22 protein-coding genes are annotated in these 24,090 nt (G+C 68.4%); 12 read left to right on the forward strand and 10 right to left on the reverse strand.

Annotation, left to right across the window (positions count from 1 at the left end):
- Positions 1 to 4 precede the first annotated feature (4 nt).
- The 3 genes from pgl to ASD79_RS17285 all read right to left on the reverse strand — a co-directional run bounded on the left by pgl (position 5) and on the right by ASD79_RS17285 (position 2,897).
- The gene (gene pgl / locus ASD79_RS17275; RefSeq protein ID WP_056724117.1) at positions 5 to 712 is read right to left on the reverse strand and encodes a 6-phosphogluconolactonase; all 708 of its coding nucleotides are present in this window, start codon (positions 710 to 712) and stop codon (positions 5 to 7) included.
- Between the two features lie 11 nt (positions 713 to 723).
- Positions 724 to 2,187 (reverse strand): glucose-6-phosphate dehydrogenase, encoded by a 1,464-nt coding sequence (gene zwf / locus ASD79_RS17280; protein ID WP_056723805.1) that lies wholly within the window; start codon positions 2,185 to 2,187, stop codon positions 724 to 726.
- A 407-nt stretch (positions 2,188 to 2,594) separates the two neighbouring features.
- The gene (locus tag ASD79_RS17285) at positions 2,595 to 2,897 is read right to left on the reverse strand and encodes a hypothetical protein (RefSeq protein WP_056723807.1); all 303 of its coding nucleotides are present in this window, start codon (positions 2,895 to 2,897) and stop codon (positions 2,595 to 2,597) included.
- 176 nt (positions 2,898 to 3,073) lie between these two features.
- Between ASD79_RS17285 and ASD79_RS17290 the strand changes: the two genes are divergently transcribed.
- Positions 3,074 to 3,955, forward strand: coding sequence for a sigma-70 family RNA polymerase sigma factor (locus ASD79_RS17290; RefSeq protein WP_056723809.1), 882 nt, complete (start codon positions 3,074 to 3,076; stop codon positions 3,953 to 3,955).
- 93 nt (positions 3,956 to 4,048) lie between these two features.
- Positions 4,049 to 4,339, forward strand: a complete 291-nt coding sequence (locus ASD79_RS17295; RefSeq protein WP_082585006.1) for a helix-turn-helix domain-containing protein — start codon at positions 4,049 to 4,051, stop codon at positions 4,337 to 4,339.
- Positions 4,340 to 4,502: 163 nt separating this feature from the next.
- On the opposite strand, the gene ASD79_RS17300 is transcribed toward ASD79_RS17295, so the two are convergent.
- The 5 genes from ASD79_RS17300 to fliL are packed head-to-tail and all read right to left on the reverse strand — an operon-like array spanning position 4,503 to position 10,544.
- Positions 4,503 to 7,388, reverse strand: a complete 2,886-nt coding sequence (locus tag ASD79_RS17300) for a lipopolysaccharide assembly protein LapB (RefSeq protein WP_056724119.1) — start codon at positions 7,386 to 7,388, stop codon at positions 4,503 to 4,505.
- A 7-nt stretch (positions 7,389 to 7,395) separates the two neighbouring features.
- Entirely contained in the window at positions 7,396 to 8,187 is a 792-nt protein-coding gene (locus ASD79_RS17305; protein ID WP_056723813.1) for a MotE family protein, read from the reverse strand.
- Positions 8,184 to 8,771: a DUF6468 domain-containing protein gene (locus tag ASD79_RS17310; RefSeq protein ID WP_056723814.1), complete on the reverse strand. Its 588-nt coding sequence runs from the start codon at positions 8,769 to 8,771 to the stop codon at positions 8,184 to 8,186. Before ASD79_RS17310 ends, ASD79_RS17305 begins: the two co-directional genes overlap by 4 nt.
- Complete coding sequence (fliM, locus tag ASD79_RS17315; protein WP_056723816.1) at positions 8,768 to 9,907, reverse strand: flagellar motor switch protein FliM; 1,140 nt, start codon at positions 9,905 to 9,907, stop codon at positions 8,768 to 8,770. Before fliM ends, ASD79_RS17310 begins: the two co-directional genes overlap by 4 nt.
- Positions 9,908 to 9,935: 28 nt before the next feature.
- Entirely contained in the window at positions 9,936 to 10,544 is a 609-nt protein-coding gene (fliL, locus tag ASD79_RS17320; RefSeq protein ID WP_056723818.1) for a flagellar basal body-associated protein FliL, read from the reverse strand.
- A 224-nt stretch (positions 10,545 to 10,768) separates the two neighbouring features.
- Here fliL and flgF point away from each other — a divergent pair, with 224 nt between their 5' ends.
- From flgF to ASD79_RS17345, 5 genes are all read left to right on the forward strand, one after another.
- Complete coding sequence (flgF, locus tag ASD79_RS17325) at positions 10,769 to 11,506, forward strand: flagellar basal-body rod protein FlgF (protein ID WP_056723820.1); 738 nt, start codon at positions 10,769 to 10,771, stop codon at positions 11,504 to 11,506.
- Positions 11,507 to 11,520: 14 nt separating this feature from the next.
- Positions 11,521 to 12,309: a flagellar basal-body rod protein FlgG gene (gene flgG / locus ASD79_RS17330; protein WP_056723822.1), complete on the forward strand. Its 789-nt coding sequence runs from the start codon at positions 11,521 to 11,523 to the stop codon at positions 12,307 to 12,309.
- A gap of 4 nt (positions 12,310 to 12,313) precedes the next feature.
- A complete protein-coding gene (gene flgA / locus ASD79_RS17335) occupies positions 12,314 to 13,066 on the forward strand; it encodes a flagellar basal body P-ring formation chaperone FlgA (RefSeq protein ID WP_056723824.1) in 753 nt (250 codons plus the stop codon).
- Between the two features lie 14 nt (positions 13,067 to 13,080).
- On the forward strand, positions 13,081 to 13,806 hold the full coding sequence (gene flgH, locus ASD79_RS17340) for a flagellar basal body L-ring protein FlgH (RefSeq protein WP_056723826.1): 726 nt from the start codon (positions 13,081 to 13,083) through the stop codon (positions 13,804 to 13,806).
- A gap of 106 nt (positions 13,807 to 13,912) precedes the next feature.
- The gene (locus ASD79_RS17345) at positions 13,913 to 14,419 is read left to right on the forward strand and encodes a hypothetical protein (RefSeq protein ID WP_056723829.1); all 507 of its coding nucleotides are present in this window, start codon (positions 13,913 to 13,915) and stop codon (positions 14,417 to 14,419) included.
- A gap of 113 nt (positions 14,420 to 14,532) precedes the next feature.
- Here ASD79_RS17345 and ASD79_RS17350 read toward each other — a convergent pair whose 3' ends face one another.
- Positions 14,533 to 16,428: a hypothetical protein gene (locus tag ASD79_RS17350; protein WP_056723831.1), complete on the reverse strand. Its 1,896-nt coding sequence runs from the start codon at positions 16,426 to 16,428 to the stop codon at positions 14,533 to 14,535.
- An 8-nt stretch (positions 16,429 to 16,436) separates the two neighbouring features.
- Positions 16,437 to 18,830 (reverse strand): TonB-dependent receptor, encoded by a 2,394-nt coding sequence (locus ASD79_RS17355; protein WP_162252377.1) that lies wholly within the window; start codon positions 18,828 to 18,830, stop codon positions 16,437 to 16,439.
- Between the two features lie 444 nt (positions 18,831 to 19,274).
- Between ASD79_RS17355 and ASD79_RS17360 the strand changes: the two genes are divergently transcribed.
- The 5 genes from ASD79_RS17360 (at position 19,275) to ASD79_RS17380 (ending at position 24,065) form a co-directional block, all read left to right on the forward strand.
- Complete coding sequence (locus ASD79_RS17360) at positions 19,275 to 20,036, forward strand: FadR/GntR family transcriptional regulator (protein WP_056723836.1); 762 nt, start codon at positions 19,275 to 19,277, stop codon at positions 20,034 to 20,036.
- A gap of 329 nt (positions 20,037 to 20,365) precedes the next feature.
- Positions 20,366 to 21,511, forward strand: a complete 1,146-nt coding sequence (locus ASD79_RS17365) for a glycoside hydrolase family 105 protein (protein ID WP_056723838.1) — start codon at positions 20,366 to 20,368, stop codon at positions 21,509 to 21,511.
- A 37-nt stretch (positions 21,512 to 21,548) separates the two neighbouring features.
- Entirely contained in the window at positions 21,549 to 22,028 is a 480-nt protein-coding gene (locus ASD79_RS17370; protein WP_056723840.1) for a co-chaperone YbbN, read from the forward strand.
- A gap of 174 nt (positions 22,029 to 22,202) precedes the next feature.
- On the forward strand, positions 22,203 to 22,649 hold the full coding sequence (trxC, locus tag ASD79_RS17375) for a thioredoxin TrxC (RefSeq protein ID WP_056723841.1): 447 nt from the start codon (positions 22,203 to 22,205) through the stop codon (positions 22,647 to 22,649).
- Between the two features lie 81 nt (positions 22,650 to 22,730).
- Positions 22,731 to 24,065 carry a sorbosone dehydrogenase family protein gene (locus ASD79_RS17380; RefSeq protein WP_056723842.1) on the forward strand — a complete coding sequence of 445 codons (1,335 nt, stop codon included), beginning with the start codon at positions 22,731 to 22,733 and terminating at the stop codon, positions 24,063 to 24,065.
- Positions 24,066 to 24,090 lie beyond the last annotated feature (25 nt).

Below are 24,090 nucleotides of genomic sequence, written 5' to 3' on the forward strand. Positions count from 1 at the left end.
GCGACTACTCCGCCCACAGAATACGGACCGGGGCGCGGTCCTGGTTCAGAATCGCCGCGATCGGCAGGCTGGGATCGACCGGCCCCTCGAGCAAGGCCTTCTTGGCGTCGCCGGTGACCAGCAGAACGATCAGCGACGACTGCATCAACGCCTGGAAGGTCAGGCTGATCCGGGGCAGGTCCGGCGCGGGCGAACCGGCCGGGACGGCGATCACCGTGCGCCCGGTCTTGGGATCGAGGCCGGCCTCCAGGGCCGGGTTGCCCGGAAACAGCGAGGCGAAGTGGCCGTCGGGGCCCACGCCCAGCAGCACCACGCCGAACGGCAGGATCTTGGCCATGCCCGCCTGCGCCCGGTCGGCCGCCTCCTGCTGTCCGGCGCCGTCGAAGTAGAGCGGCGCGAAACTGGCCTTGGCCGCCTTGTCGACCAGCAGGTGACGACGGACCAGACCCTCGTTGCTGCCCGGATCCGACGGCGGCACGCAGCGCTCGTCGGTCAGGGTGACCGTGATCTTGTCCCAAGGCGCGGTCAGGGTGGCCAGGCGGTCATAGACCGGGGCCGGAGTCGTGCCGCCAGTGGCGGCGAACCCGGCCTGGCCGCGCTTGGCCACCGCGTCGTTGAGGGCCGAGACCAACACCGAGGCGGCGGCGTCGAACAGCGCCTCGCGCGTCGGGAAGGCTTCGATCTTGGCCACCTGGATTTGGGGGAGGGTCATGACGGTCACGCCTATTCGTTCCAGGCCCGGCCTTGCGGGGAGATCAGGGCGGCGGCGCCCTGCGGTCCCCAGGTGCCGGCGGCGTAGGGCGCCGGCTCGGCCCCGGCCTGGGCCCAGGCCGCCGCGACGCCGTCGACGAACTTCCAGGCCTGCTCGACCTCGTCGCGCCGCACGAACAGGGTGCGATCGCCGCGGAACACGTCCAGCAGCAGCTTCTCGTAGGCGATCCGTCGACGGCCGCCCGGCGCGGCCATGTTCAGCGACAGCGGCAGCGATTGCAGGCGCATGCCCTCTTCCGACAGGCCCGGACGCTTGGTCATCACGGTCAGCGAGATGTCTTCGTCGGGCTGCAGATCGATGACCAGGCGGTTGGCCTTGGTCTCGCCCTGGGCGGCGGCGCCGAAGATGTTATGCGGCACAGGCTTGAACTGCACGACGATCTGCGTGCGACGGTCGGGCAGGTTCTTGCCGGTGCGCAGGAAGAACGGAACGCCAGCCCAGCGCCAGTTGTCGATATCGACCTTCATGGCCACGAAGGTCTCGGTCTTGCTGGGCTTGCCGACCTCTTCCAGATAGCCCTCGCGGGCCGTGCCCTCGACCACGCCGCCCACATACTGGCCGCGCACGGTGTCGTGGGCGACATTGGCCTTGGTAAAGGGCCGCAGGGACCGCAGCACCTTGACCTTTTCGTCGCGGACCGCGTCCGGGTCGAAGCCTGACGGCGCCTCCATGGCGACCAGGCACAGCAGCTGCAGCAGGTGGTTCTGCAGCATGTCGCGCAGGGCGCCGTACTCGTCGTAATAGGGCCAGCGGTCGCCGACCTTCTCGGTCTCGGCGATGGTGATCTGGACGTGGTCGATCGACTTGTTGTCCCACAGGGGCTCAAACAAGATATTGGCGAAGCGCAGGGCGGTCAGGTTCTGGACCGTCTCCTTGCCCAGATAGTGGTCGATGCGGAAGATCTGGCCCTCGTCGACCACCGCGCCCACGGCGCCGTTGATGACGCACGAGCTCTGGAAGTCCTTGCCGATCGGCTTTTCCAGCACCAGGCGGGTTTTCGGTCCCGTCAGGCCGGCGGCCTGTAGTGCGCCGCAGACCGAGCCATACAGGCTGGGCGACAGGGCGAAATAGACCACGAGGTCGCCATGCTTGCCGATCTTTTCGGCCAGCGCCTTGGCGCCCGCTTCCTGGGTGATGTCGACCGCGAGGTAGTCGAGACGGGCGGCGAGGCGATTCCAGGCCGCCTCCTCGACGGTGGCGCGCTTGCCCAGCTGTTCGCGGACCAGTTTGCGATAACCGTCGGCGTCATGGTCGTGGCGCGCCAGGCCGATGATCCGCAGGTCGTGCGGCAGCAGACGGTCGACCTCGAGAAAATACAGTGATGGCAGCAACATGCGCAGGGCCAGGTCGCCCGCGCCACCCAGCAGGACCAGCACTTCTCGACCGGCTTGATCGGTGTTTGTCTCTTTGGTCAATGCTTCCACCCTATGACAACGTTGTCATGACACGCCCGTTCGAGCAATGCAAGCGGGCCCCGTCGACGCCCCGACAGGACCGCGCGCGCGGCGCTTAACTAGGGGGTTTGCGCGGCCAGGGCCATAAGACCAATCGCTTTTCCAGGGCGAAAGTTTCCCCAAGGGCGACATGAAAGCGGCCGCCGAGGGAACGGCGACCGCTTGGAACTGGTATTTGTCGAAAGGTCCGGCCCCTACAGGAGCTGTGAACAGTCGAGATCGGGAAGCGCCTTGCGTCCTTCGAGGCCCTCCTTTGGAGGGCGCCTCAGGATAAGGAGCTTTGTGCCGCTTTCCTCATCCTGAGGTGCGTAGCGAAGCGAAGCCTCGAAGGACGCACGGCGCTCGCCGAGGATAGCTGTCCGCGGCCCCTACAGGCCGTAGGACGCCAGCAGGTTCATGTTCAGGCGCATGGGCTCCGGCGGGGCCTCGCTGCGCTCCGCCACGTCCTTGGCGTAGGCCTTGAAGGTCGGAAGCTCGACCAAGGCGCTGGCGTCCTCGTCGCGCGTGTTGACGAACAGGTGGACGAAATTGACCCCGTCGCGAAACAGCGCGTAGGCCACGTGGTCGGGCCGCGTGATCTTCAGCTCGTTGAACACCGCCAGCGACAGCGCCTCGTTCTCGTCGGCTCGATCCGGCTTGGCCGCGTAGCGTACCAGTGTCACCCTTTGCATGGTCTTGTTCCTCGTCGAGCGGCGCGCGGAAGTGCGGCCCTCGCAGATCAAGACGCCGGGCGCGGCGCAAAGGATTCGGCGACGAAAATTCAGGGGCGCCGCGAATCCTTCGCCCACCGGTTGACGTCATGTAGGCGGGCCGTTCTTTCGACGGCGGCGACCGGAAGGGAAACGACATGGCGGACGGCAGCTTGGACTCCGAGGCGTTCAGCCGATTGATGGGCGACCTGCGCCCCAGCCTGCACCGCTACTGCGCGCGGATGGTCGGCTCGGCGTTCGACGGCGAGGACGTGGTCCAGGACGCCCTGGCCAAGGCGGCCGCGGCCTATCCCGGGGCCGGCGCGATCGAGCGTCCCGACCGCTGGCTGTTTCGCATCGCCCACAACACCGCCCTCGACGCCCTGCGCCACCGCAAGCGCCATGCCGTGCTCGGCGCCGACGACGACCTGGGCGACGTCACCGACCTCGCCGCCGAGACCGACGTCCGGGTGGCGGCGACCGCCAGCCTGGCCGTGCTGCTGCGCCTGCCGGTGGCCCAACGGTCCTGCGTGGCGCTGGTCGATGTGCTGGGCCATTCGCTGGACGAGACCGCCGAGCTTCTCGACTTCACCCTGGCGGCCACCAAGGCGGCCCTGCATCGCGGCCGGGTGCGCCTGAAGGACTTGGCCGAGGCGCCGGAAGAGGCCCCTCCCCGGCTCGACCCCGCCGAGCGCGAGCGCCTGCGCGCCTATGCCGACCGCTTCAACGCCCGCGACTTCGACGCCCTGCGCGCCCTGCTCAGCGAGGACGTCCGGCTGGACCTGACCAACCGCACCCGTCTGGACGGTCGCAAGGACGTCTCGGTCTATTTTACCCGCTACGACGCCACGGCGGGCTGGCGGTTCGAGCCCGGCCTGGCCGAGGGCCGCCCCGCCCTGCTGGTCAGCGACCCGGCCGACCCGACCGCCGCCGTCCGCTACGTGGTGCTGCTGGATTGGCGGGACGGCGAGATCGCCGCGATCCGCGACTTCCTCTACGCGCCCTATGTGATGGAGAGCCTGGCGGTGGAGCGCGGCTAGCGCCGTCTTCCTTGCTTACCGGGCGTCATTGACGCATAGTTCCTGGCGATGCGAAGTCCTCGAACGGCAATATCCGTCGCCAAGGAGGCCATGATGAGCATGACGTTCGGACAGGATCTGATCGCCAGCCTGGGCGAAGCGCTGGACCATGCCAGCGGGACCGCCGGCGGCGCGCGCGAACACGTCGTGGAGACGCCGGATGTGCGGTCCCTGCGGGAACAGCTGAACATGTCCCAACAGGAATTCTCGCGCGCCTACAAGATTCCCCTGCCGACCCTGAAAGGCTGGGAACAGGGCCGTCGGCAACCCGACGCCACCGCCTCGGCCTTCCTCAAGGTGATCGCGCGGCTGCCGAAGGAAACCCGGGACGCGCTAATCGTCTAGAGCGCGTTTGGCCTACATTGAAGCGCCCGCCCCAAACGCCGTTTTCCCGGCGAAGGCCGGGACCCAGATTCATCCTGAGCGGCTCGTGGGTTTCACCTGGGCCCCGGCCTTCGCCGGGGAAACGGAATTTGAGAAGCACGATTCAATCTGAAGCAAACATGCTCTAGCCGCTGGCCTGAGCCCGGAAGCGGTCCTTCATCTTGGCGACCCAGCCGTTGAAGGCCTCGTTGTCGGCGGTGACCCGGCTGAAGTCGTCGCTCGACAGGCTGGCGGGATCGGCTCCGGCCAGGGCGACGCGCAGGCCGTCGGGATTGCGCGCCCCCTCGATGAAGCCGCCATAGCGCTGGCGCAGGCGACCCAGGGCCGCGTCGTCGTCGGCCAGGCTGAAGGCGACGCCGGCCCGCAGCAGCTTGGCCTCCTCGCCGGTGTTCAGGGTCCCCGGCGTCTTCCACCGGTCGCCCAGGGCGCGCTCGTACATCAGGCCGGCCTGAGGCCAGGCGTGCTGTTTCCAGGCGACGTCGGCGCGGATGTCCTCGGCGTCGCGGCCCTTGTCGCTCTCGATGACTTCCAGCGCCGCGTCGTAGCGGCCCAGGCCCATCAGGGCGCGGGACGTGGCCAGGCGGCGCTCGGCGTTGAGGGCCGGCGGCAGCACGGTGGTGCGGGTGTTGTTGATGGAGTCCAGCGCGCTCTCGGGCTTGCGGTCCATCAGGTAGATCCAGGCCAGGTCGGTGGCCACCTGGGCCTTGGGCACGCCGTTCAGGCGGTTGTCGACCTGGTACTTCAGCAGCTTGGCGGCCTCGTCCAGCAGGTCGACATCGACCAGGCGGCGCACCAGGTTGCGGACCATCTGGTCGCCGTCGGCGCCGATCGGGGTCAGGTCCTGGAAGTCGTAGAACAGGCCCACCGCCTGGATCGGCTGCATGCCGTCGGCCAGGCCGTCGAGGAACAGGGCGCGGAAGGCGGTGTTGAGGTCGTTGCGCAGGGCGATGGCCTGCGGCAGGTCGGGCAGGTTGTTGCCCGCCGAATGCAGCACCTCCAGCGCCTCGCGATAGCGGCCCTGCTTGATCTGCAGCTGCCCTAGGGCCCGGATGGTCTCGAGCTCGGTCGCATCGCCGCGCCAGCGGAAACGCAGCTGGTCCAGGCCCTTGGCGGCGACATCGGCCCCGATCTGATTCCTGGCCAGGCGCAGCTGGATGGCGTGCAGGGTGGCCGGGGACGCGAGGCGGTCGATGCCGGAACGGGCGATGGCCTGGAACACCGGCAGGGCCCGCGAGTCGCCCTTGGCCTCGAAGGCCTTGGCCAGGGTCAGGCGCAGCTCCAACTGGTCCTCGACCGGGATGTTGGGCAGCTTCAGAGCCTGGTTGACCAGGCCGATGGCGGTGTCCGGCGCGCCGCCGCCGACCGAGGCCTCGGCCTGGGCGCCCAGGAAGCGGGCCTGCCACACGGCCGGGAACATGTTCAGAGCCCGCGCGCCGTCGACGAACCGGGCGTTGGCGTCGACCCACTGGCCGGTCTTGGCGGCGACATAGCCTCGCCACAGGGCGGCCGACGGATCGTCGGCCAGGACCGGTGAAGCGAAGTCGGTCTCGGCCTCGGCGTAGCGGCGAGCCAGCACCTTGGCCACGCCGCGCAGGCCGCGGAACTCGGCGTCGCCCATCAAGGTCTGGTGGGCGCGGCCGGCGGCGTTGAGCACGCCGATCGCCTCGTAGGACAAGCCGGAGCCGACCAGGAAGCGGGCCAGGGCCATGCGGGCGGCGGTGTCGTCGCCCTTGCCCGCGCCATCGCTGGCCGCCGGGATCGCGCCCAGCAGGGCGTTGTAGCGGGCCAGGAAGCCGCCCGACCCGGTCTTGGCCCAGTGCTCGGGATCGATCAGGGCCGGCATGGCCATGGCCTGGGGCGCGCCGACCATGCCGTCGCTCGGCTGGCCGCTGGCCGCCGAGGACAGCAGCAAGCCTTTGGGGCGACCGATGCGGACGATATCGCCGTCGGCGGTCACCTGCAGGTCGCCGGAATAGCTTTCCACCACCAGGCCGGTGGCCGACTGCAGCAGGGCCATCTCGACATAGTCGCGGCGTGACGGCAGGCCCTTGGATGGAGCCAGGGCGGTGGCGACGGCCAGGCGGTCGCCGACCGCGGAGTCGGCCACCCACAGAACCGTGGTCGCGCCGGCCACGTTGGCCGTGAGGGTCGCGGGGCTGGCGACGTCGTCGCGCGCCACGCGGACGAGGTCGGGCGAGTCCTGGATCCCCGCGCCCAGCGCGATCGTCCAGTTGGACCCGACGCCACCGGCGTAGAAGGGTTCGGCCTGCGGCGTGACGATCCGTAGGGCCGCGTAGTCTGGGCCCTTGAAGACCTGGATATTGCGGTACTGCGCCGTGCTGGACGGCAGCCTGCCGATATCCAGCCGGGCCGGCGCGTCGAACACCACCCAGACGGCCTCGCCCCGACGGAACACGGCGGCTCCGGCCGGCGCGGCCCAGTCGAAGCTCAGTTGCACCTGGCCGCCTGCCCTGGAGAACTTCACCGGCACGACGCCGCTGGCGGGCGTCGGGTTGGGCCGGCGCGGCGCCACCAGGGCGACGCCAGTCGATGGCGCGGCGGCGGCGATCGGCGCGCGGGCGAACAGGTTGACGAAGTCGTCGCCGTCGGCGTTTCCGGCCCGGAAGTCGGCGTCATCGGCCAGGCTGACGACGATCTCGACCACGCCGCCGACATGGCGCGCCTGGGCGGTCTTCACCCAGCGCGGCGGGCCCACCGTCAGGGGCGTCAGGTTGGGATTGGCGTCGCTCGGGAAGCGCAGGACCAGGGTCTCGCCTTCACGGCGGGCCTGCATGCCCCGCGAACCGGGAAATTCCAGCCGCGTGAAGTCCGGCGCCTGGGCGACCCGGACCACGAGGCCGCGCGAGGCGGCGGGTTTGGCGGCGGAAGACTTGCTGGCCGAGGGTTGGGCGGCGCGACGCGGCGCGGCGGACATCGACACCGACGGGGCGGCGACCCCGAGGATGCAGACCGCCGCGACACTCGATCTCAGAAAGGCCCCCAGCCGCATGCCCACCTCAGCCGGACGTCTTGGCCGCGGCCGGATCGGCGCCGGCCAGCGGCGCGGCGGCCTGGGCCTTGGGCGCGACGGCGGCGGGCGGCGCGTTGGCGGCGGCCAGGGCGGCCTTGCCCTTGGCGATGGCGTCGGCCGACAGGCGGTTGGCCAAGCGTTCGGTCAGGATCTTGGCGTCGTTGGGCGACATGTTGGCCAGGATCATGCTGAGCGTGCGCTCCTTCATCTTCGACGCGATCGGCAGGCGCACGCTATCGTCCAGCACGCTCATGCGGGCGGCGGCGTCCTTGGGCTTCATGGCCGAATAGACCAGCACCATGCGGTCGGCCTCCGCCTGCTTCTGAGCGTCGGCCTGGCCCAGCAGGCCCTGGATCTCGCCCTTCATGCCGTTCAGCGCCTTCATCTTGGCGTCGAGCTTGCCCTCGGCGGCGGCCAGCAGCTGCAGCTGGACGTCGATGTCCTGCTCGCGCTGGTCCAGCTGGCCGCGACGCTGGCCCAGGCTCTGCAGAACGCGCAGTTCGGCGGGCGACAGGCCGGCCTCGCGGGCCAGGTCGGTGGCGGACGGGGCGCAGACGCGCGGCGGCGGGGTTTGGGCGCCCCCCTGGGCGGCCGCGTCCTTGCCGGCGTCATCGGCCGACGGGGCCTTTTCGACGTCCGGCTTGGCCACGCCCTCGGCGAAGGCCTTGGCCCCGCTCAGCATGTTGGGCAGCGACTTGGCCCCGGCCAGGGCATTGACCACCAGCACGCCGACCACGGCGATCCCGACGATCGGCAGGATGCGCGGAACGTTTTTCATCGGCGGCCTCTAAAATTCGAACCGGGGCGCGGCGGATCTTCCGGGCCCTCGAACAGGTCATCATCTATCCGCGCTCGTGAACGCGGCGTTTCCTTGGGCCCAGAAGATCGCCCGGCGGCAGGTGGCGCGATGTCGCGGGGGATGCGGGCCTCGCGATCCAGTAGCTTCTCGAAGTCCTCGGCGCGCAGCCGGCGGGACGTTTCGGACAGCGTCTCGGGCTCCGGCGCCCGCTCAGGAGGCGGAACGGCCGGACGGGCGGGGGTCGGAGCGGCGCGCGCCGTCGCGGCGGGCGGCGGCGTCACCATCGGCCGGTTCAGGCGCTCGTCCAGTTGAGTGGCCAGGGCCTGGGCCCGGTCGATGCGGTCGGCCAGGGTGTCGGCGGCCTCGTCGGTGGCGGCCCGCAGGTCGGCCAGGCCCTGCTCGGCCCGCATGGCGGCGCGGTCCAGGTCGGCCACGGCCTTGGCGAAGCCCTCGTGGCTGTCGCGCAGAGCCTTCAGCCGGCGCTCCAGGCGCACGCCGAAGCCCAGGGCGACCAGCAGCAGGATCGCCAGCAGACCGTTGAGGGCGATGGCCGTCAGGCTCATTTCAGCTTCTGAACCGCTTTCTTGGCCGCCGGGGTCAGCGGCGCGTCGGCGCGCACGGCGATCGAGTGGTTGCGGCGGCCCATCCGCCCGCGGGTCAGCGGGATCGAACCGGCGCGCAGCTCGACCGGGCTGTCGGGCGTGGCGTTGAGCATCAGGGTGTCGCCCACCTTCAGGTCCAGCACGCGGCTGAGCGGCAGCTGCTGCTCGTCGAGCACGGCGCGTACCTCCATCTGGGTGGTCCAGAGTTCGGTGGCCAAGTGGCCTTCCCAGATGTTGTCGCGGCCGAACTTCTCGCCCATGAACTGCTGCAGCAGCATCTTCCGGATGGGCTCAAGGGTGGCATAGGGCAGCAGAAGCTCGATTCGACCGCCACGGTCTTCCATGTCGATCCGAAGCTTCACAAGAATCGCGGCGTTGGCCGGCCGGGCGATGGCGGCGAAGCGCGGATTGGTCTCCAGGCGGTCCAGGGTGAAGCTGACGGGATGCAGGGGCTCAAAGGCGGCCTTGGCGTCGTGCAGCACCACCTCGACCATCCGCTGCACCAGCACCCGCTCGATGGTGGTGTAGGGCCGGCCCTCGATGCGCATGGCCGCGGTGCCGCGACGGCCGCCCAGCAGCACGTCGACGATCGAGTAGATCAGGTTGGAATCGACCGTCAGCAGGCCGTAATTGTCCAGCTCCTCGGCCCGGAACACCGCCAGGATGGCCGGCAGCGGGATCGAGTTCAGATAGTCGCCGAAGCGGATCGAGCTGATGTTGTCGAGGCTGACCTCGACGTTGTCGCTGGTGAAGTTGCGCAGGGACGTCGTCATCAACCGCACCAGGCGGTCGAAGACGATTTCCAGCATCGGCAGGCGTTCGTACGAGACCAGCGCCGAGTTGATGATCGCCCGGATGCCGGTGCGATCGTCATTGCCGTCGCCGGACATGTCGAAGCCCAGCAGGCTGTCGATCTCGTCCTGGTTCAGGATGCGCTCGGCGCCCATGCCGTCGCCGCCGCCGTCGTCCCAGCCGCCCATGCCGCCGCTGAAGTCGCCGAACTGGTTGTCGCCCACGCCGGCGTCGCCGGTTTCGCTCGGGGGGTTCTCCGAGGCCCACTGGGCCATCGCGGCCTGATCGTCGATTTCGTCCGCCATGATGTTCGCCTCAACCAGCCCCGAAGGGCTAGTTGATCAGCATCTCCTCGATCAGCACCGCGTTCACCTTGGAGGGCGCGGCGACCAGATTAACGCGACGCAGCAGTTCGGCCCGCAGCTGGTAGCTGCCCTGGCTGCCGTTGAGGTCTTCGGGGCGCAGTTCGCGCAGGAAGGTCTGGAACATGTCCTGCAGACGCGGGAGGTTCGGCGTCAGGTGGTCGGCCGTCTCCTGGTCGGGCAGTTCGAAGGTCAGCTTCAGCTTCAGGAAGGTCGAGCGGCCGTCGGCGGCCTGCATGTTCACCACGATGTCGGGCAGGGTGTAGAACACCACGCCGTCGGGGCCTTCCTTGATGACCGGCGCGCCGGCGGCGGCCGCGCCACCCTCGGCGCCGCCATGACCGCCCTTCTCTTCCTTCTTTTCTTTCTTCTTCGGCTTTTCGTGGCCGGCTTCGCCTTGCGCGGCGGGCTTGGGCTTCATCAGCAGGAACGTGGTGAGGCCACCGCCGATCAGCACGACGCCGGCCGCCGCCGCGATGATGATCATCATCGGCGGTTTCTTCTTGGCGGGAGTTTCGCCCTCGGTCGCGCCCTCTTCGCCTTCGGGGGCGGGAGCGTCCTTGGGAGGTTTGTTGGCCACGCGCGCGGTTCCTTGGAATCTATGGATCTAGTCATGCGTGGAGCATGGTTAACGATCCCTTTTGAAGGCCATTTCGCCGCAGGCTGAATCTGCCCGGCAGACTCCGCCACCGAGCGCCCGTTAACCTTCCTTTTCGTTGAAATCCCTGAACTTTTGGAGTTGGCACAAGGGTTGCTTGCAGGACTGCGGCGCATTTGTCGCGCCAGCCGTTTCGGTAACCGGTCATGGACAACGCTCTGTATGTGGGACTTTCGCGGCAGATGACTCTGCGCCGCGAACTCGACATCGTGGCCAACAACATCGCCAACGCCAACACGACCGGGTTCAAGGTCGAGCAGCTGATGGTGCGCACCGAGCCGGCCAAGCCGGCCCGCACCGACGGCGGCACGAACCCCGTGAAGTTCGTGCTGGACGACGGCGTGGCGCGCGACTTCTCGCAAGGCGGCCTGATCCAGACCAGCGGCGATTTCGACCTGGCCATCGAGGGTCAGGGCTTCTTCAAGATCACCACCGCCGGCGGCGAGCGCTACACCCGCGACGGCCGGTTCACGATGAGCCCCGAGGGCAAGCTGGTCACCCAGAACGGCGCGGCCGTGCAGGACGAGGGCGGCGGCGAGATCAACATCGACCCGCTGAAGGGCCCGGTCACCATCGCCCGCGACGGCACGGTCAGCCAGGGCGCAGAGCGCGTCGGCAAGATCGGCGTCGTGCGGATGGCCGACCTGGCCTCGCTGCGCAAGGACGGCGACAACCTGTACCGCAACATCTCCAACGACACGCCCCAGCAGGCCACGGACGCCGTCGTCCACCAGGGCATGCTGGAATCCTCCAACGTCCAAGCCATCACCCAGATCACCAAGCTGATCGAGGTCAGCCGCGCCTACGAGAGCGTGAGCAAGATGATGGATCAAACCTCGGAACTGTCCCGGTCCGCCGTCGAGCGGATGGGCAAGGTCCAGTAAGGGATAACTGAACGATGCAAGCTCTTCGCACCGCCGCGTCCGGCATGTCGGCCCAACAGCTGAACGTCGAAGTCATCTCCAACAACATCGCCAACATGAACACCGTTGGCTTCAAGCGTCAGCGGGCCGAGTTCCAGGACCTGATCTACCAGACCATCGAACGGGCCGGCTCGCAGTCGTCCAGCGACGGCAACGTGGTGCCCACCGGCGTGCAGGTCGGCGGCGGCGTCAAGGCCGGCTCGGTCTACCGGATCAACCAGCAGGGCACGCCCACCATGACCAACAACCCGTTGGACGTGGCCATCCAGGGCAAGGGCTTCCTGCAGATCCTGCTGCCCTCGGGCGAGACCGGCTACACCCGGGCCGGCAACTTCTCGACCAACGACCAGGGCCAGATCGTCACCGAAGACGGCTACACCGTCCTGCCAGGGGTCACCGTCCCGCAGAACATCACCGGCCTGACGATCGGCAAGACCGGCCTGGTGCAGGTCAATGTCGAGGGCGACCCGCAACCCCAGACCATCGGTCAGATCGAACTGGCCAACTTCATGAACGAAGGCGGGCTGGAATCAGTGGGCGACAACCTGCTGATGGAGACCGCGGCCTCGGGCCCGGCCAACATCGCCGCCCCCGGCCAGCCCGGCTTCGGCACCCTGCTGCAGAACTACACCGAGGCCAGCAACGTCGACTCGGTCAGCGAGATCACCGCCCTGATCGTCGCCCAACGCGCCTACGAGATGAACTCCAAGGTCATCACCACCGCCGACCAGATGCTCCAGACCACCTCGAACCTGAGGTCCTAGGCTGATGAAAACGCTCGTCCTCTCCCTCGCCGCCCTGCTGATCGCCTCGCCGGCCCTGGCCGGCCAGGCCGTCTCGCTGCGGTCCGACACCACCGACGCCGACGGCCGGGTCACCCTGGGCGAGCTGTTCGACGGCGCGGGCGCGGCCTCCGACATGGTCATCGCCACCCGCGCGGGGCCCACCGTGGTGCTCGACGCCGCCCAGGTGCAGATCACCGCCCGCCGGGCCGGCCTGGACTGGTCCAACCCCAACGGCGTGCGCCGGATCATCGTCCGCGCCGGCTCGGGTTCGGGCGGCGACGGCGCCCTGGCCGGCGCCTCGCGCGGCAATGTGGAAGTTCTTGCCTATGCCCGCAGCATGGCGACCGGCGACATCGTCCAACCGGAAGACCTGATCTGGGTCAAGGCCGCCGCCAGCCCCTCGGACGCGCCGCGCGACGCCGACGCCCTGATCGGCATGACCGCCAAGCGCGCGCTGCGCCAGGGCTCGGCCGCCAGCCTGCGCGACGTCTCCACCCCACTGGTGATCAAGGCGGGTGATATTGTCGCGGTCACCTACGAGGACGCCGGCGTGGCGCTGACCTTGCAGGGCAAGGCCATGGCGGCCGGCGCCGTGGGCGACAGCCTGATGGTCCAGAACACCGCCAGCAAGAAGATCATCGAGACCGTGGTCACCGGCCCGGGCTCGACCGCCGTCGGTCCGCAGGCGATGCGCCTGAAGGCCTCCCGCAATTCGCTGCGCTACGCCGCTCGCTAAGAAGGTCACGTTCCATGCGCCCCGCTTTCGTCGCCCTCGCCGCCCTGACCCTGCTCCCGCTCGCCGCCTGCTCCACCGTCACCGAGGCGGTGAAGGGCCCCGAACTGGCCCCCGTCGGCTATCCCGCCCAGTTGGCGCCGATGACCCAGCAATATGTCCAGCCCCCGGTCCAGGCCGCCTCCTCCAACTCGCTGTGGCGGGTCGGGGCGCGCGCCTTCTTCAACGACCAGCGCGCCAGCAAGGTCGGCGACATCCTGACCGTCAACATCGACATCGACGATAGCGCCACGACCAAGAACCAGACCTCGTCGTCGCGCGCCTCGAACGGTTCGCTCGGCGTGCCCAACTTCCTGGGCTTGGAATCCAGCCTCGGGAAGGTCCTGCCGGGCGGCTTCGATCCGGCCAACATGGTCAGCACCAAGTCGGGCTTCTCCAACGCCGGGGCCGGCGCGATCACCCGCTCGGAAAAGATCAGCCTGACCATCGCCGCGGTGGTGTCCGGCGTGCTGCCCAACGGTAACCTGGTGATCCAGGGCACCCAGGAGGTGCGCACCAACGCCGAGCTGCGCCAGCTGACCGTGGCCGGCATCGTGCGGCCGGAAGACATCTCCTCGGCCAACACCATCAAGCACACCCAGATCGCCGAGGCCCGCATCAACTACGGCGGCCGCGGCGACCTCAGCCGCGTGCAGAAGACCCCGGCCGGCCAGTCGCTGGTCGAGAAGTTCTCGCCGTTCTGACCGCTGGCCGCCTAACGGCTTGAACGGGCGAACGCGCGGGACCAAGTTACCCGCGTCACAGCGTTCGCCCGGACTCGCCGGGCTCTGGCATTGGGAGCCCGACCTCATGAGCACCACCGCTCGCGCCCTTTCCGCCGTGGTCGGCGTCGCCCTGCTGGCCGCCCTGCCCGTCGCCGCCCAGGCCCAGGCGTTCAGCGGCTCGATGGGCGTGGCCGGACGCTGGGCGATCGACCTGCCGCGCTCGAAGTTCAACACCGCCCTGACCGGCCCCCCGCCGCTGAGCGGCGAGCTCGACATCACCGTCGACGACGGGAAAAACCTGGCCTGGACCCTGGTCGAGGAGGACGAGGCCGGCGTCGCCGCCCTGCAGTTCGCCCACGCCGTCCTCGACGGCGCGCCGACCAAGGCCGTGGTCAACCTCAACCTCGTGATGATCAGCGTCCAGCGCGTCGGCCAGAGCGCCGTGACCGTGACGACGCACGGCGACGCCGGCGTGCGCCACCAGTCGATGAAGGTGACCCGCACCGATCCTAACACCATCCTGGTCGAACAGGACATCGACGGCCAGCCAGGCCCGCCGGACCAGACTCTGATCTTGACGCGGGTGAAGTAGGCGCCGTGCGTCCTTCGAGGCTCGGCTGCGCCTCGCACCTCAGGATGAGGAAAGCAGCAAAACGCTCCTCATCCTGAGGCGCCCACGCAGTGGGCCTCGAAGGACGCACGGCTTCACCGGTAGCTCAGCGTCCAGCTCACCGTCATCGGACCCGACAATGCCCGCGCCCCGCTCGCGCATTCCGTCAGGCTGCTGAACGGCCCGGTCGGCGTCTGGTAGGCCTTCTCGTCCTTCAGCGGCCGCGACGTGCAGGTCAGCCCCGTCACCTTGAACGACCGGACATCCCCGGCCCCGAACGCCGTCGCCCCGCCCTTCGTGGCCGGCGCGCCCGAGAACGAGGCGAACGCCAGGTCCACGGCCTTGATCGCCTGCTGGCCCTTGGGCGTGAAGACGTCGGTGCGGCTGATCCTGCCGGACTCCAGGACGTAGGTGGTCTTGACGCTCAGGCGATCGTCGGCGATCGGCGCATCGGCGCCCAGGCGGTCCAGCCGCGACTGCTCGAACGTGACGATCGTGCGCGCGCCCTGCTCAGTGATCTTGACGTCGCTGGCATAGGCCAGCGGCGTCAGCTGGCCGCCGTCGGCCAGGGTGACGCGCGGCAGGAGCTGCGGGAACTCGCCGTCGGCGACGCCCGACAGCATGCCGGGCGAAAACGGGATCGGGTAATAGGGGCTGTTCTCGTGCTGGCTCTTGCCGCCGTTGATGATCGGCAGGGTCACCACGCGAGTCTCGCCCCCTTTGGCCTTGTCGCGAAGGGTGACGACCAGGCGGTCGTGCTGGCCCTTGGCGAACCAGGTCACCGAGCGCTTGGGCAGGGTGTCGAGCCAGGCCACATAGCCGGGGTCGGGCGCCTTGTCCTTGAAGCCCAGCTCGTTCCAGATGGCGCTGGTATAGATGTGTTGGCGGGCCAGGCTGAGGTTCTCGCCCAGGATCCGATGCTTGTCGCGATAGCCGTCGGTGCGCCGGCCGTGCTCCCACAGGTCCACCGAACCCATCTTGGGATCGAACCAGAAATCCATGTAGCGGGCGGTGACGCGCGAGGAGAAGGCATAGGCCATCGTCTTCTCCCGCGGGGTCAGCACGTCCAGCTTGGCCGCCGCGGTCAGCACCTCGAGGAAGGCGGTCTCGCCGTAGGTTCCGATGCTGCGGCCGTATTCGAAACCCTCACCGCGCGGGTTCAAGCGCGGCAGCATCAGGTCGACCGACTTGCGCAGCCAGCCCTTGACCTCGGGCGTCGCCGGCATGCCGGCCTCGATCAGCCGGTGGGCGATCTCGCCGATCAGCAGCACGCTGTAGCGGTCGAAGCGCCCTTCCCCGTCGGTCTCGTCGGCGAAGCCGTATTCGCCGGAATACTTGCGGTAGTGGTCGAGCACGCGCTCCAGCAGCTGTTCGCTGGCCGAGGCGTCCTCCCAGCCCAGTTGGTAGCGCAGCCGCGCCACGCTGAAGGCCACGCCGTAATAGTTGTTGGGCAGGTTGATCAGGGTCAGGTCGTCGGTGCGGACGAACCGCCGCCAGTCCAGCTTGGCCTTCAGCTTGGCCAGGGTCTCGGGCGACACGGCCTGCTCCAGCAGGCCGGCCTCCTTCAGCATGTGCAGGGCCTGGCAGTAGTAATAGATGCCCCAGGTGTTGTTGGTGTCGTCGACGGTCATGTCGGCGATCTGGCGGTAGGCGGCCAGGTAGATCTTGAACTTGGGGTCGTCGCGCGGCGTATCGACCAGCAGGTAGGCCAGGCCGATCGCCACCTTGCCGGGCAGGAACTTGTCGTCTGCGTCGAACACCCGCACGCCGTCCAGCGTCATATCCCGCTTCTCGACCATCAGCTTGTCGAGCAGCACGGCCATCTGCGGCAGTAGCCGCGTCTCGACCGTGCGGTTCATCGGCGCCACCGACGAGAGGTAGGCCTGGCCGCGCACGTCCGGTTGGGCCAGGGCCGGAGACGCGACGGCGGCCAGGATGGCCGCCGTCAGAAGGGGATTCAGAAGGGGATACAGACGCTGGGCTTTGGGCATGAGGATACTCAGTAGGAGATGGAGAACCGCGCGCCGACATAGCGCTCGCTGTCACGGGCCGGCTTCCAGTTGACCGCGTTGGTCGTCGGGTTGGTCGTCTGACTGACGTTCCACTGGGCCGAGCGTCCCTTGGTCAGGGCGTAGCTCTTGTCGAACAGGTTGTTGACGAAGGCGGTCAGCTTCCAGCGGTCGGTCTGCACGCCGCCCGACAGGTTGAAGATGCCGTAGTCATTCTGCACCGAGTCCGGATCCTGCAGCAGGTTGAAGATCACCGCCGACTGCCAGCGGAAGCCCGCATTGACGAAGCCGGTGTAGCCTTCGGCCATCTGACGCTCGTAGAGCGCGTTGATGTTGGCGTTCCATTCCGGCGCGTTGAACAGCGGCTTGCCCGACAGATCCTGCAGACCGCCGACGCAGCCTTGGGCCACCGTCTGCTGCGCGAAGCAGCTGGCGTTGGGGAAGTCGTTCATCACCGCCTTGTTGTACGACCCGCCCCCATTCACCGACAGGCCGTGGCCCAGCTTGGCCGAGAACTCGGTCTCGACGCCCTTGGACGTCACCTTGCCGATGCTGTTGAGCACGTTCTGGTTGGTGATCAGGTCGCGGCTCTGGGCCTGGAAGCCTTGGAAATTCATGTAGAACGCCGTGACGTTCCAGGTCAGGCGGCGGTCCAGCAGCGTGCTCTTGAAACCGATCTCGTAGCTGTCGACGGTCTCCGGGTCGATCGGCTGCTGCGAGGCGATGGCGTCGGCGATCGGATAGCCCTTCAGCGGCCCGGTGGTCAGCAGGGTGCGGGTGGTCAGACTGCTGGTCAGGTCGTAGGCCATGCCCTTGTAGCCACGCGAATAGGTGGCGAAGGTCATGAAGTCGGGCGAGGCCTGGAAGCGCAGGCCGACCTTGCCGGTGACGGCGGTGTCGTCGTTGCAGGTCTGGATGTTCAGGGTTGGGCTCTTGGTCGAGCAGCCCGGGTCGCCGTAGCTGATCTTGTTGCCCAGATCGAAGAACTTGTAGCTGATCTTCTCCTTGTTGACCCGCAGGCCGGCGATCAGGTCCAGCGTCTCGGTCAGGCCCAGCGTGCCCTGGCCGAACAGCGCGAAGTTCTCGGACTTGGCGTTGGCGATATAGGCCGAATAGGCCGTGCCGTTGGTGGTCGGCAGCGAGGCCAGGCCGTTATAGGTCCCCAGCTCGTTGGAGCCGCGCACGAAGTAGCGCTTGGAGCTGGTGCGGCTGTAATAGGCGCCGGCCACGTACTTCAGGCGGCCCTCGTCCGGCGAGGTCAGGCGGAATTCCTGGGTCACCGAATTGATCTTGAAATAGCCGCCGTTGCCCGAGCCGCCCTTTGGCGCGGTGGGCGCATAGACGCTGAAGTCGAAGGCCGTCCCGTCTGTGTCCTGGCGGTCGTACAGATAGTAGCGGTCGTAGGACGAGATCGAGGCCAGGGTGAAGCCGTTGAGGTTCCGCGTGACCTTCAGGCCCGAACCGTAGTCGAGCGCGTTGCCGCGAGCGTTGACGTCCTGGGCGGTCTTGCGGTTGTTCTCGCCGGGCACGATGCCCTGCAGGATCGTGGCTTGCGGGATGTTGTTCTTGCCGGCCGTGACGCCGGGGCTGAGGAAGAACTCGGCGCCCGCGCAGCACGAGGCCAGGGTGCGGGTGATGTAGGGCGACAGGGTCACCGACCAGTCGTCGGTCGGGGTCCAGACCAGCTTGGCGCGCAGGGTGGTGTCGGACTGGCCGTTCAGCCAGTCGCCGGTCGCCACGTTATGGATGTTGCCGCGATACTTGCTGTAGTTGGCCGCCACGCGGAAGGCCAGGGTGTCGCTGATCGGGCCCGAGACCGTGGCCTGGACGCGGGCCTCGTGGTCGTTGGTGGCCATGACCTCGGCCCGACCGGTGAAGGTCTTGGTCGGGGCCTGAGTGGTGATGCTGATTACACCGGCCGAGGCGGCCTTGCCGAACAGGGTGTTCTGCGGGCCGCGCAGCACTTCCACCTGGGCCACGTCGACCAGGGCCGAGAAGGCCGCGGCCTGGAAGGCCTGCGGGATGTCGTCGATCACCACCGCGACGCTCGCCTCGGTGGCGATGCTGTAGGCGTAGGTGCCGATGCCGCGGATGTTGATGCTGTTGTTGGCCGGCTGGCTGGTCTTGGTGATGGTCACCGAGGGAGCGACCTTGACGATGTCGTCGAAGTCGCGGACCCCGGCCCGTTCCAGACCGGCGGCGGTGACCACCAGGACCGACGACGGCACGTCCTGGACATTCTCGGCGCGTTTGCCCGAGGTGACGACGATCTCCTCGATCGTGTCGCCGCCCGATGCGGGCGCGGTCTGAGCGTGAGCGATTCCCGAGACGCCGCCGAGCGCGCAGACGGCGGTCGAAAGGCGCAAGAGTGACTTGAACGACATGGCATCCTCCCCTTCGCCGCCTTGTTCGGCGACGATCATTGTTATGTGGTGTGACCATTTGCTACCGGTGTCATAGAAATTGTCAAGCCAATTGTCGGCCAAGGCTGGCTCCGGTCAGACCAATTACCGGTACCATTGGCCCCCTGATGAGGATTCACAAACCACCTGGTTACCAATTGAACCTGAGGTCGATTCCGAGACGAGCCAACGGCCGGTCGAGGGCGCTTGTGGCGGCGTCTTGAGCCACGGCGGCGCGACGGATCATCCCCGAGGCGATGGGCGGGCGGTCCAGCCCGGTATTTGGTCTGACCAGGCCCCTGTCGCGACGTAACAACGCATCCGGACGAAGCCGACGACGTTTGACGTGCGAGCGGCGTGGCGTCTTCGCCGAGCTTGCTCTAACTTGGCGTTGGCCCGGCGATGCACGCTGGGCGGGAAAGTCGCATGACCACCTCGACCGCCGAAACTCGTAAGCTCTACCAGCAAGTCGCCAACGCGATCGCCGAATCGATCCGGGAAGGCGCCTTCCAGCCCGGCCACCGCCTGCCCTCCGAGCGCGACCTGGCCGAGGACTACAAGGTCAGCCGCCCCACGGTGCGTGAGGCGATGATCGCCCTGGAAATCCGCGGCCTGGTCGAGGCCCGCCACGGCTCGGGTGTCTATGTCACCGAGGCGCCCGCCCCCGAGGTCCTGGCCCCCGAGCTCGACATCGGGGCCTTCGAACTGACCGAGGCCCGCCGCCTGATCGAGGGCGAGTCCTGCGCCCTGGCCGCCACCACCATCACCGACGAGGAACTGGTCGAATTGGCCAAGATCCTCGACGACATGGTCGAGGAGAACGAACACGACGTGCGCGGCGACCTGGCCGACCGCCGGTTCCACGTCACGATCGCCCGCGCCACCCGCAACAGCGCCCTGGTCACGGTGATCGAGAACCTCTGGGACCTGCGCTACAAGTCGCCGCTGTGCCGGGCCATGCTGGAGCGAGCCCGCCAGGTCGGCGTGCGACCGCTGATCGACGACCACCAGGAAATCCTCAGCGCCCTGCAGCTCCGCGACCCCAAGGCGGCCCGCAACGCCATGCGCGAACACTTGGGCCGGGTGATCGACAACCTGCTGACCGCCACCGAGATCGACGCCTTGCAGCAGGCCCGCAGCGAGGTCGCCGCGCGTCGCAACGAGCTGGCGCGCCGCTCTCTGATCTAGCTTCATATCCGGAATGAGGGATGGGCGACTGAGGGGAAGGCCCCAGCCGCCCGTCGCCGGCCGGCCCCGGGAGGAGGTGCGATGAAGGACAAGTTCATCGCGTTGGCCGACGAGGTTCGTCGAGCGCACCATAGCTAAGTCGAAAGCCGACGCAAGATAATTGGCCTGACCATAAATCCTACAATTTCGCCATGTGGCCAGGCCGGTCCACTTTGGCGTGACGCCGCCTCTCGACTTGACCGGCGGCCAAACGTCCCTAGCACTGGCGCCCGACGCGGCCGGACAAGGTCGCGCACGAAGTTCACGCATCCTTGGGGGAAACCGACGCCATGCGCGCCAGCCTGATCATCGCCCTTTCCGCCCTGATGCTGACCCCTGCCGTGGTCCAGGCGAGGCCGGTCGCGTCGCCGGCGGCGGTCGACCAGACGACGGCGACCCAGGCCCTGACGCTGGGCCGCGAGGTCGCCGACTGGCAACTGGCCCACATGGACGGCTTCGACTACACGCATTTCCACCGCTACACCGCCGACCCGCGTGGCTGGATCCAGGGGGCGCTGTTCGTCGGGCTGGCGGCCTTCGCCCAGCGCACCGGCGATCCCCGCTACGCCCAGGCGGTGCGCGCCCATGGCCTGGCGCAGGGCTGGGGCCTGGGCCACCGCCCGCTGCACGCCGACGACCAGGTGATCGGCCAGGCCTGGCTGTGGGTCTATTCCAAGGACCGCGACCCGGCCCAGATCGCCGCCCTGCGCGCCCGCTTCGACGCGATCCTGGCCAACCCGCCGATCGCCGACCTGGCGTTTGTCGACGGGACCGAGGCGCAGCCGTGCCAGGCCCGCTGGTGCTGGAGCGACGCCCTGTTCATGGCCCCGGCCGCCTGGACGGGCCTGAGCCAGGCCACCGGCGACCCGCGCTACGCGGCCTATGCCGACAAGGAGTTCTGGGCGACCACCGACTACCTGCTCGACAAGCAGGAGCACCTCTATGTCCGCGACAGCCGCTATCTCGACCGCCGCGACGACCAGGGCCGCAAGATCTTCTGGAGCCGGGGCAACGGCTGGGCCTATGCGGGGATCGTCGACGTGCTGAAGACCCTGCCGGCCGACCACCCGTCGCGGCCGCGCTACGAGGCGCTGTTTCGCCAGATGTCGGACCGGCTGCTGACGCTGCAGAAGCCCGACGGCTGCTGGGCCCCATCCCTGCTGGCGCCGGAGCACGCCCCGCCCGAGACCAGCGGCACGGCGTTCTTCGTCTACGGCCTGGCCTATGGCGTGAACCACGGCCTGCTGAAGGGCGCGAAGTACGACGCCGCCGTCGCCAGGGGCTGGTCCGCCCTGGCCGCCGCCGTCCAGCCGGACGGCAAGCTGGGGTGGGTGCAGCAGGTCGGCTACGCGCCCGACCACGTGTCGGCCGACGACACCCAGCTCTACGGCGTGGGCGCCTTTCTTTTGGCTGCCTCGGAAGTCGGCGCGCGCTAAGGTCGAGTCGCAACCTTTGGTTTTTCGGGGGAACACCATGGCCGCGATCTTCAGCGCCGCCTGTCCGCATTGCGGCAACGCCAACAACATCTGGAACAACGCCGAGGCCCTCAAGGCCCAATGCGGACTGTGCGACAAGGACATGTTCCTGGGGCGACCGGCCGACACCGACGCCGCGCGCTTCGCCAAGCATGTCGCCGCCAACCAGATTCCGGTGCTGGCGATGTTCTGGCTGCGCGCCGCCGGGGTCGTGGGCAGCGGCCGGGACATCAACCTGCCCCTTTACGCCGCGCGCTTCGAACCTCGCGTCCGGTTCATCAACGTCAATATCGACGACAATCTGGACCTTGCCCAGGCTCACAAGGTGACCGCCGCGCCGACCCTGCTCTTCTTCAAGGGCGGGCAGGTCGTCCGGAAAGAGATCGGCAAACCTTACCGCGAGCCGCCGAAATCCGGCGCCCCGCCCCGCCCCGACCCGCTCGTCGAGTGGCTGCAGGAACTCACGGACGCCGCTTGAAGCCCGGCCCAGGCGCCCTCGAGCATTTTCGAGCGAAGTGGACACCGGTTCGCGTGAAGGAAATGCGCAAAAACAAGGAGACCTAGAGCGCCCGGCCTGATGCAATCAGGTCGGGAAACGCTCTGGGTGCATCCCAAGCCCTCCCCCGTCCGTTGTGAGGCGCGAAGGAACGTCATGGCCGAGACCGTCAACATCGTCTGCCCGCATTGCGACGCCACCAACCGCCTGCCGGCCGCGCGCGACGCCAAGGCGGCCAAGTGCGGTCGCTGCGCCAAGTCGTTGTTCGAGGGCCAGCCGGTCAGCCTGAGCTCCGCCCGCTTCCGCAAGCACCTGGCCAACAGCCAGATCCCGCTGGTCGCCGACTTCTGGGCCGCCTGGTGCGGTCCGTGCCGGGCGGTCGCCCCGGTGTTCGCCAAGGCCGCCGCCGAGCTGGAGCCTCGCGCCCGGTTCGTGAAGATCGACGTCGACGCCGAGCCGGCCCTGGCGCAAGCCTATGGCGTGCGCGGCATCCCCGCCCTGTTCCTGTTCAAGGACGGCAAGGTCGCCGCGAACCAGGCCGGCCTGCCCGACCCCGGCTTCTTCCGGCGCTGGCTGGACGAGCACGCCGACACGTCCGACTAGGGCCGCGGGACCCTGGCGCAAGCTCCCGCGTTTAGCTTGGACGTAGTTGCGTGAACGGTAGCTCCATATCGGAAGACCGCCATGCCCAAGGTCACCTGCCTCATCGTCGGATCCGCCCTGCTGCTGTCGGCCTGCGGTTCCGGCCCGGCCCTGCCCCCCGAACTGGGCTATGGCCCCACCCCCACCCTGCCCTTGCCCCAAAAGCAGTTCCTGCCGGTGATGAAGATTGCCCCGGCGGTCGGCTGGGCCGACGGCCAGACGCCCGAGGCCGCCCCCGGCTTCGTGGCCACCGCCCTGGTCCGCGACCTGGAGCATCCGCGCTGGCTCTATGTGCTGCCCAACGGCGACGTGCTGATCGCCGAGACCAACGCCCCGCCCAAGCCGGAGGACGGCAAGGGCTTCAAGGGCTGGATCAAGAAGATCGTCATGAAACGGGCCGGCGCCGCCGTGCCCTCGGCCAACCGCATCACCCTGGTGCGCGACGCCGACAACGACGGCACGCCCGAAGCGCGCACCATCTTCCTGTCGGGCCTGAACTCGCCGTTCGGCATGGCCCTGGTCGGAAACACCTTCTACGTCGCCGACAGCGACGCCCTGGTCGCCTTCCCCTACCAGCCTGGCCAGACCCGGATCACCGCCGCCCCGCGCAAGGTCGCCGACCTGCCGGCCGGGCTGATCAACCACCACTGGACCAAGAACGTCATCGCCAGCCCGGACGGGTCGAAGCTCTATGTGACCGTCGGCTCCAACAGCAATGTCGGTGAGAACGGCATGGCGGCCGAGGAGCGGCGGGCCGCGATCCTGGAGATCGACCCGGCCACCGGCGCCAGCCGTGTCTTCGCCTCGGGCCTGCGCAACCCCAACGGCATGGACTGGCAGCCGCGGAGTGGGGCGCTATGGACCAGTGTCAACGAACGCGACGAGATCGGCAACGACCTGGTCCCCGACTACATGACCTCGGTCAAGGACGGCGGCTTCTACGGCTGGCCCTACAGCTATTACGGCCAGACGGTCGACACGCGGGTCAAGCCGCAGCGGCCCGACCTGGTGGCCCGGGCGATCAAGCCCGACTACGCCCTGGGAGCCCACACCGCCTCGCTGGGACTGACCTTCTACAAGGCCGACGCCTTCCCGGCCCGCTACAGGGGCGGGGCCTTCATCGGCCAGCACGGCTCGTGGAACCGCAAGCCGGTCAACGGCTACAAGGTGGCCTTCGTGCCCTTCGCGAACGGCATGCCGTCGGGCCCGGCGGAGACCTTCCTGACCGGCTTCCTCAACGCCAAGGGCGAGGCCCTGGGCCGGCCGGTGGGCGTGGCGGTCGACAAGTCCGGCGCCCTGCTGGTCGCCGATGACGTAGGCAACGTGGTCTGGCGCGTGGTCTCGACCGCATCGCCCGCGACAAGCAGCGCCAAATAATTTTCGACTTGCCGCTGTGGGTCGG

Source organism: Caulobacter sp. Root655 (assembly GCF_001427665.1).
In the GTDB taxonomy this organism is placed as follows: Bacteria; Pseudomonadota; Alphaproteobacteria; order Caulobacterales; family Caulobacteraceae; genus Caulobacter.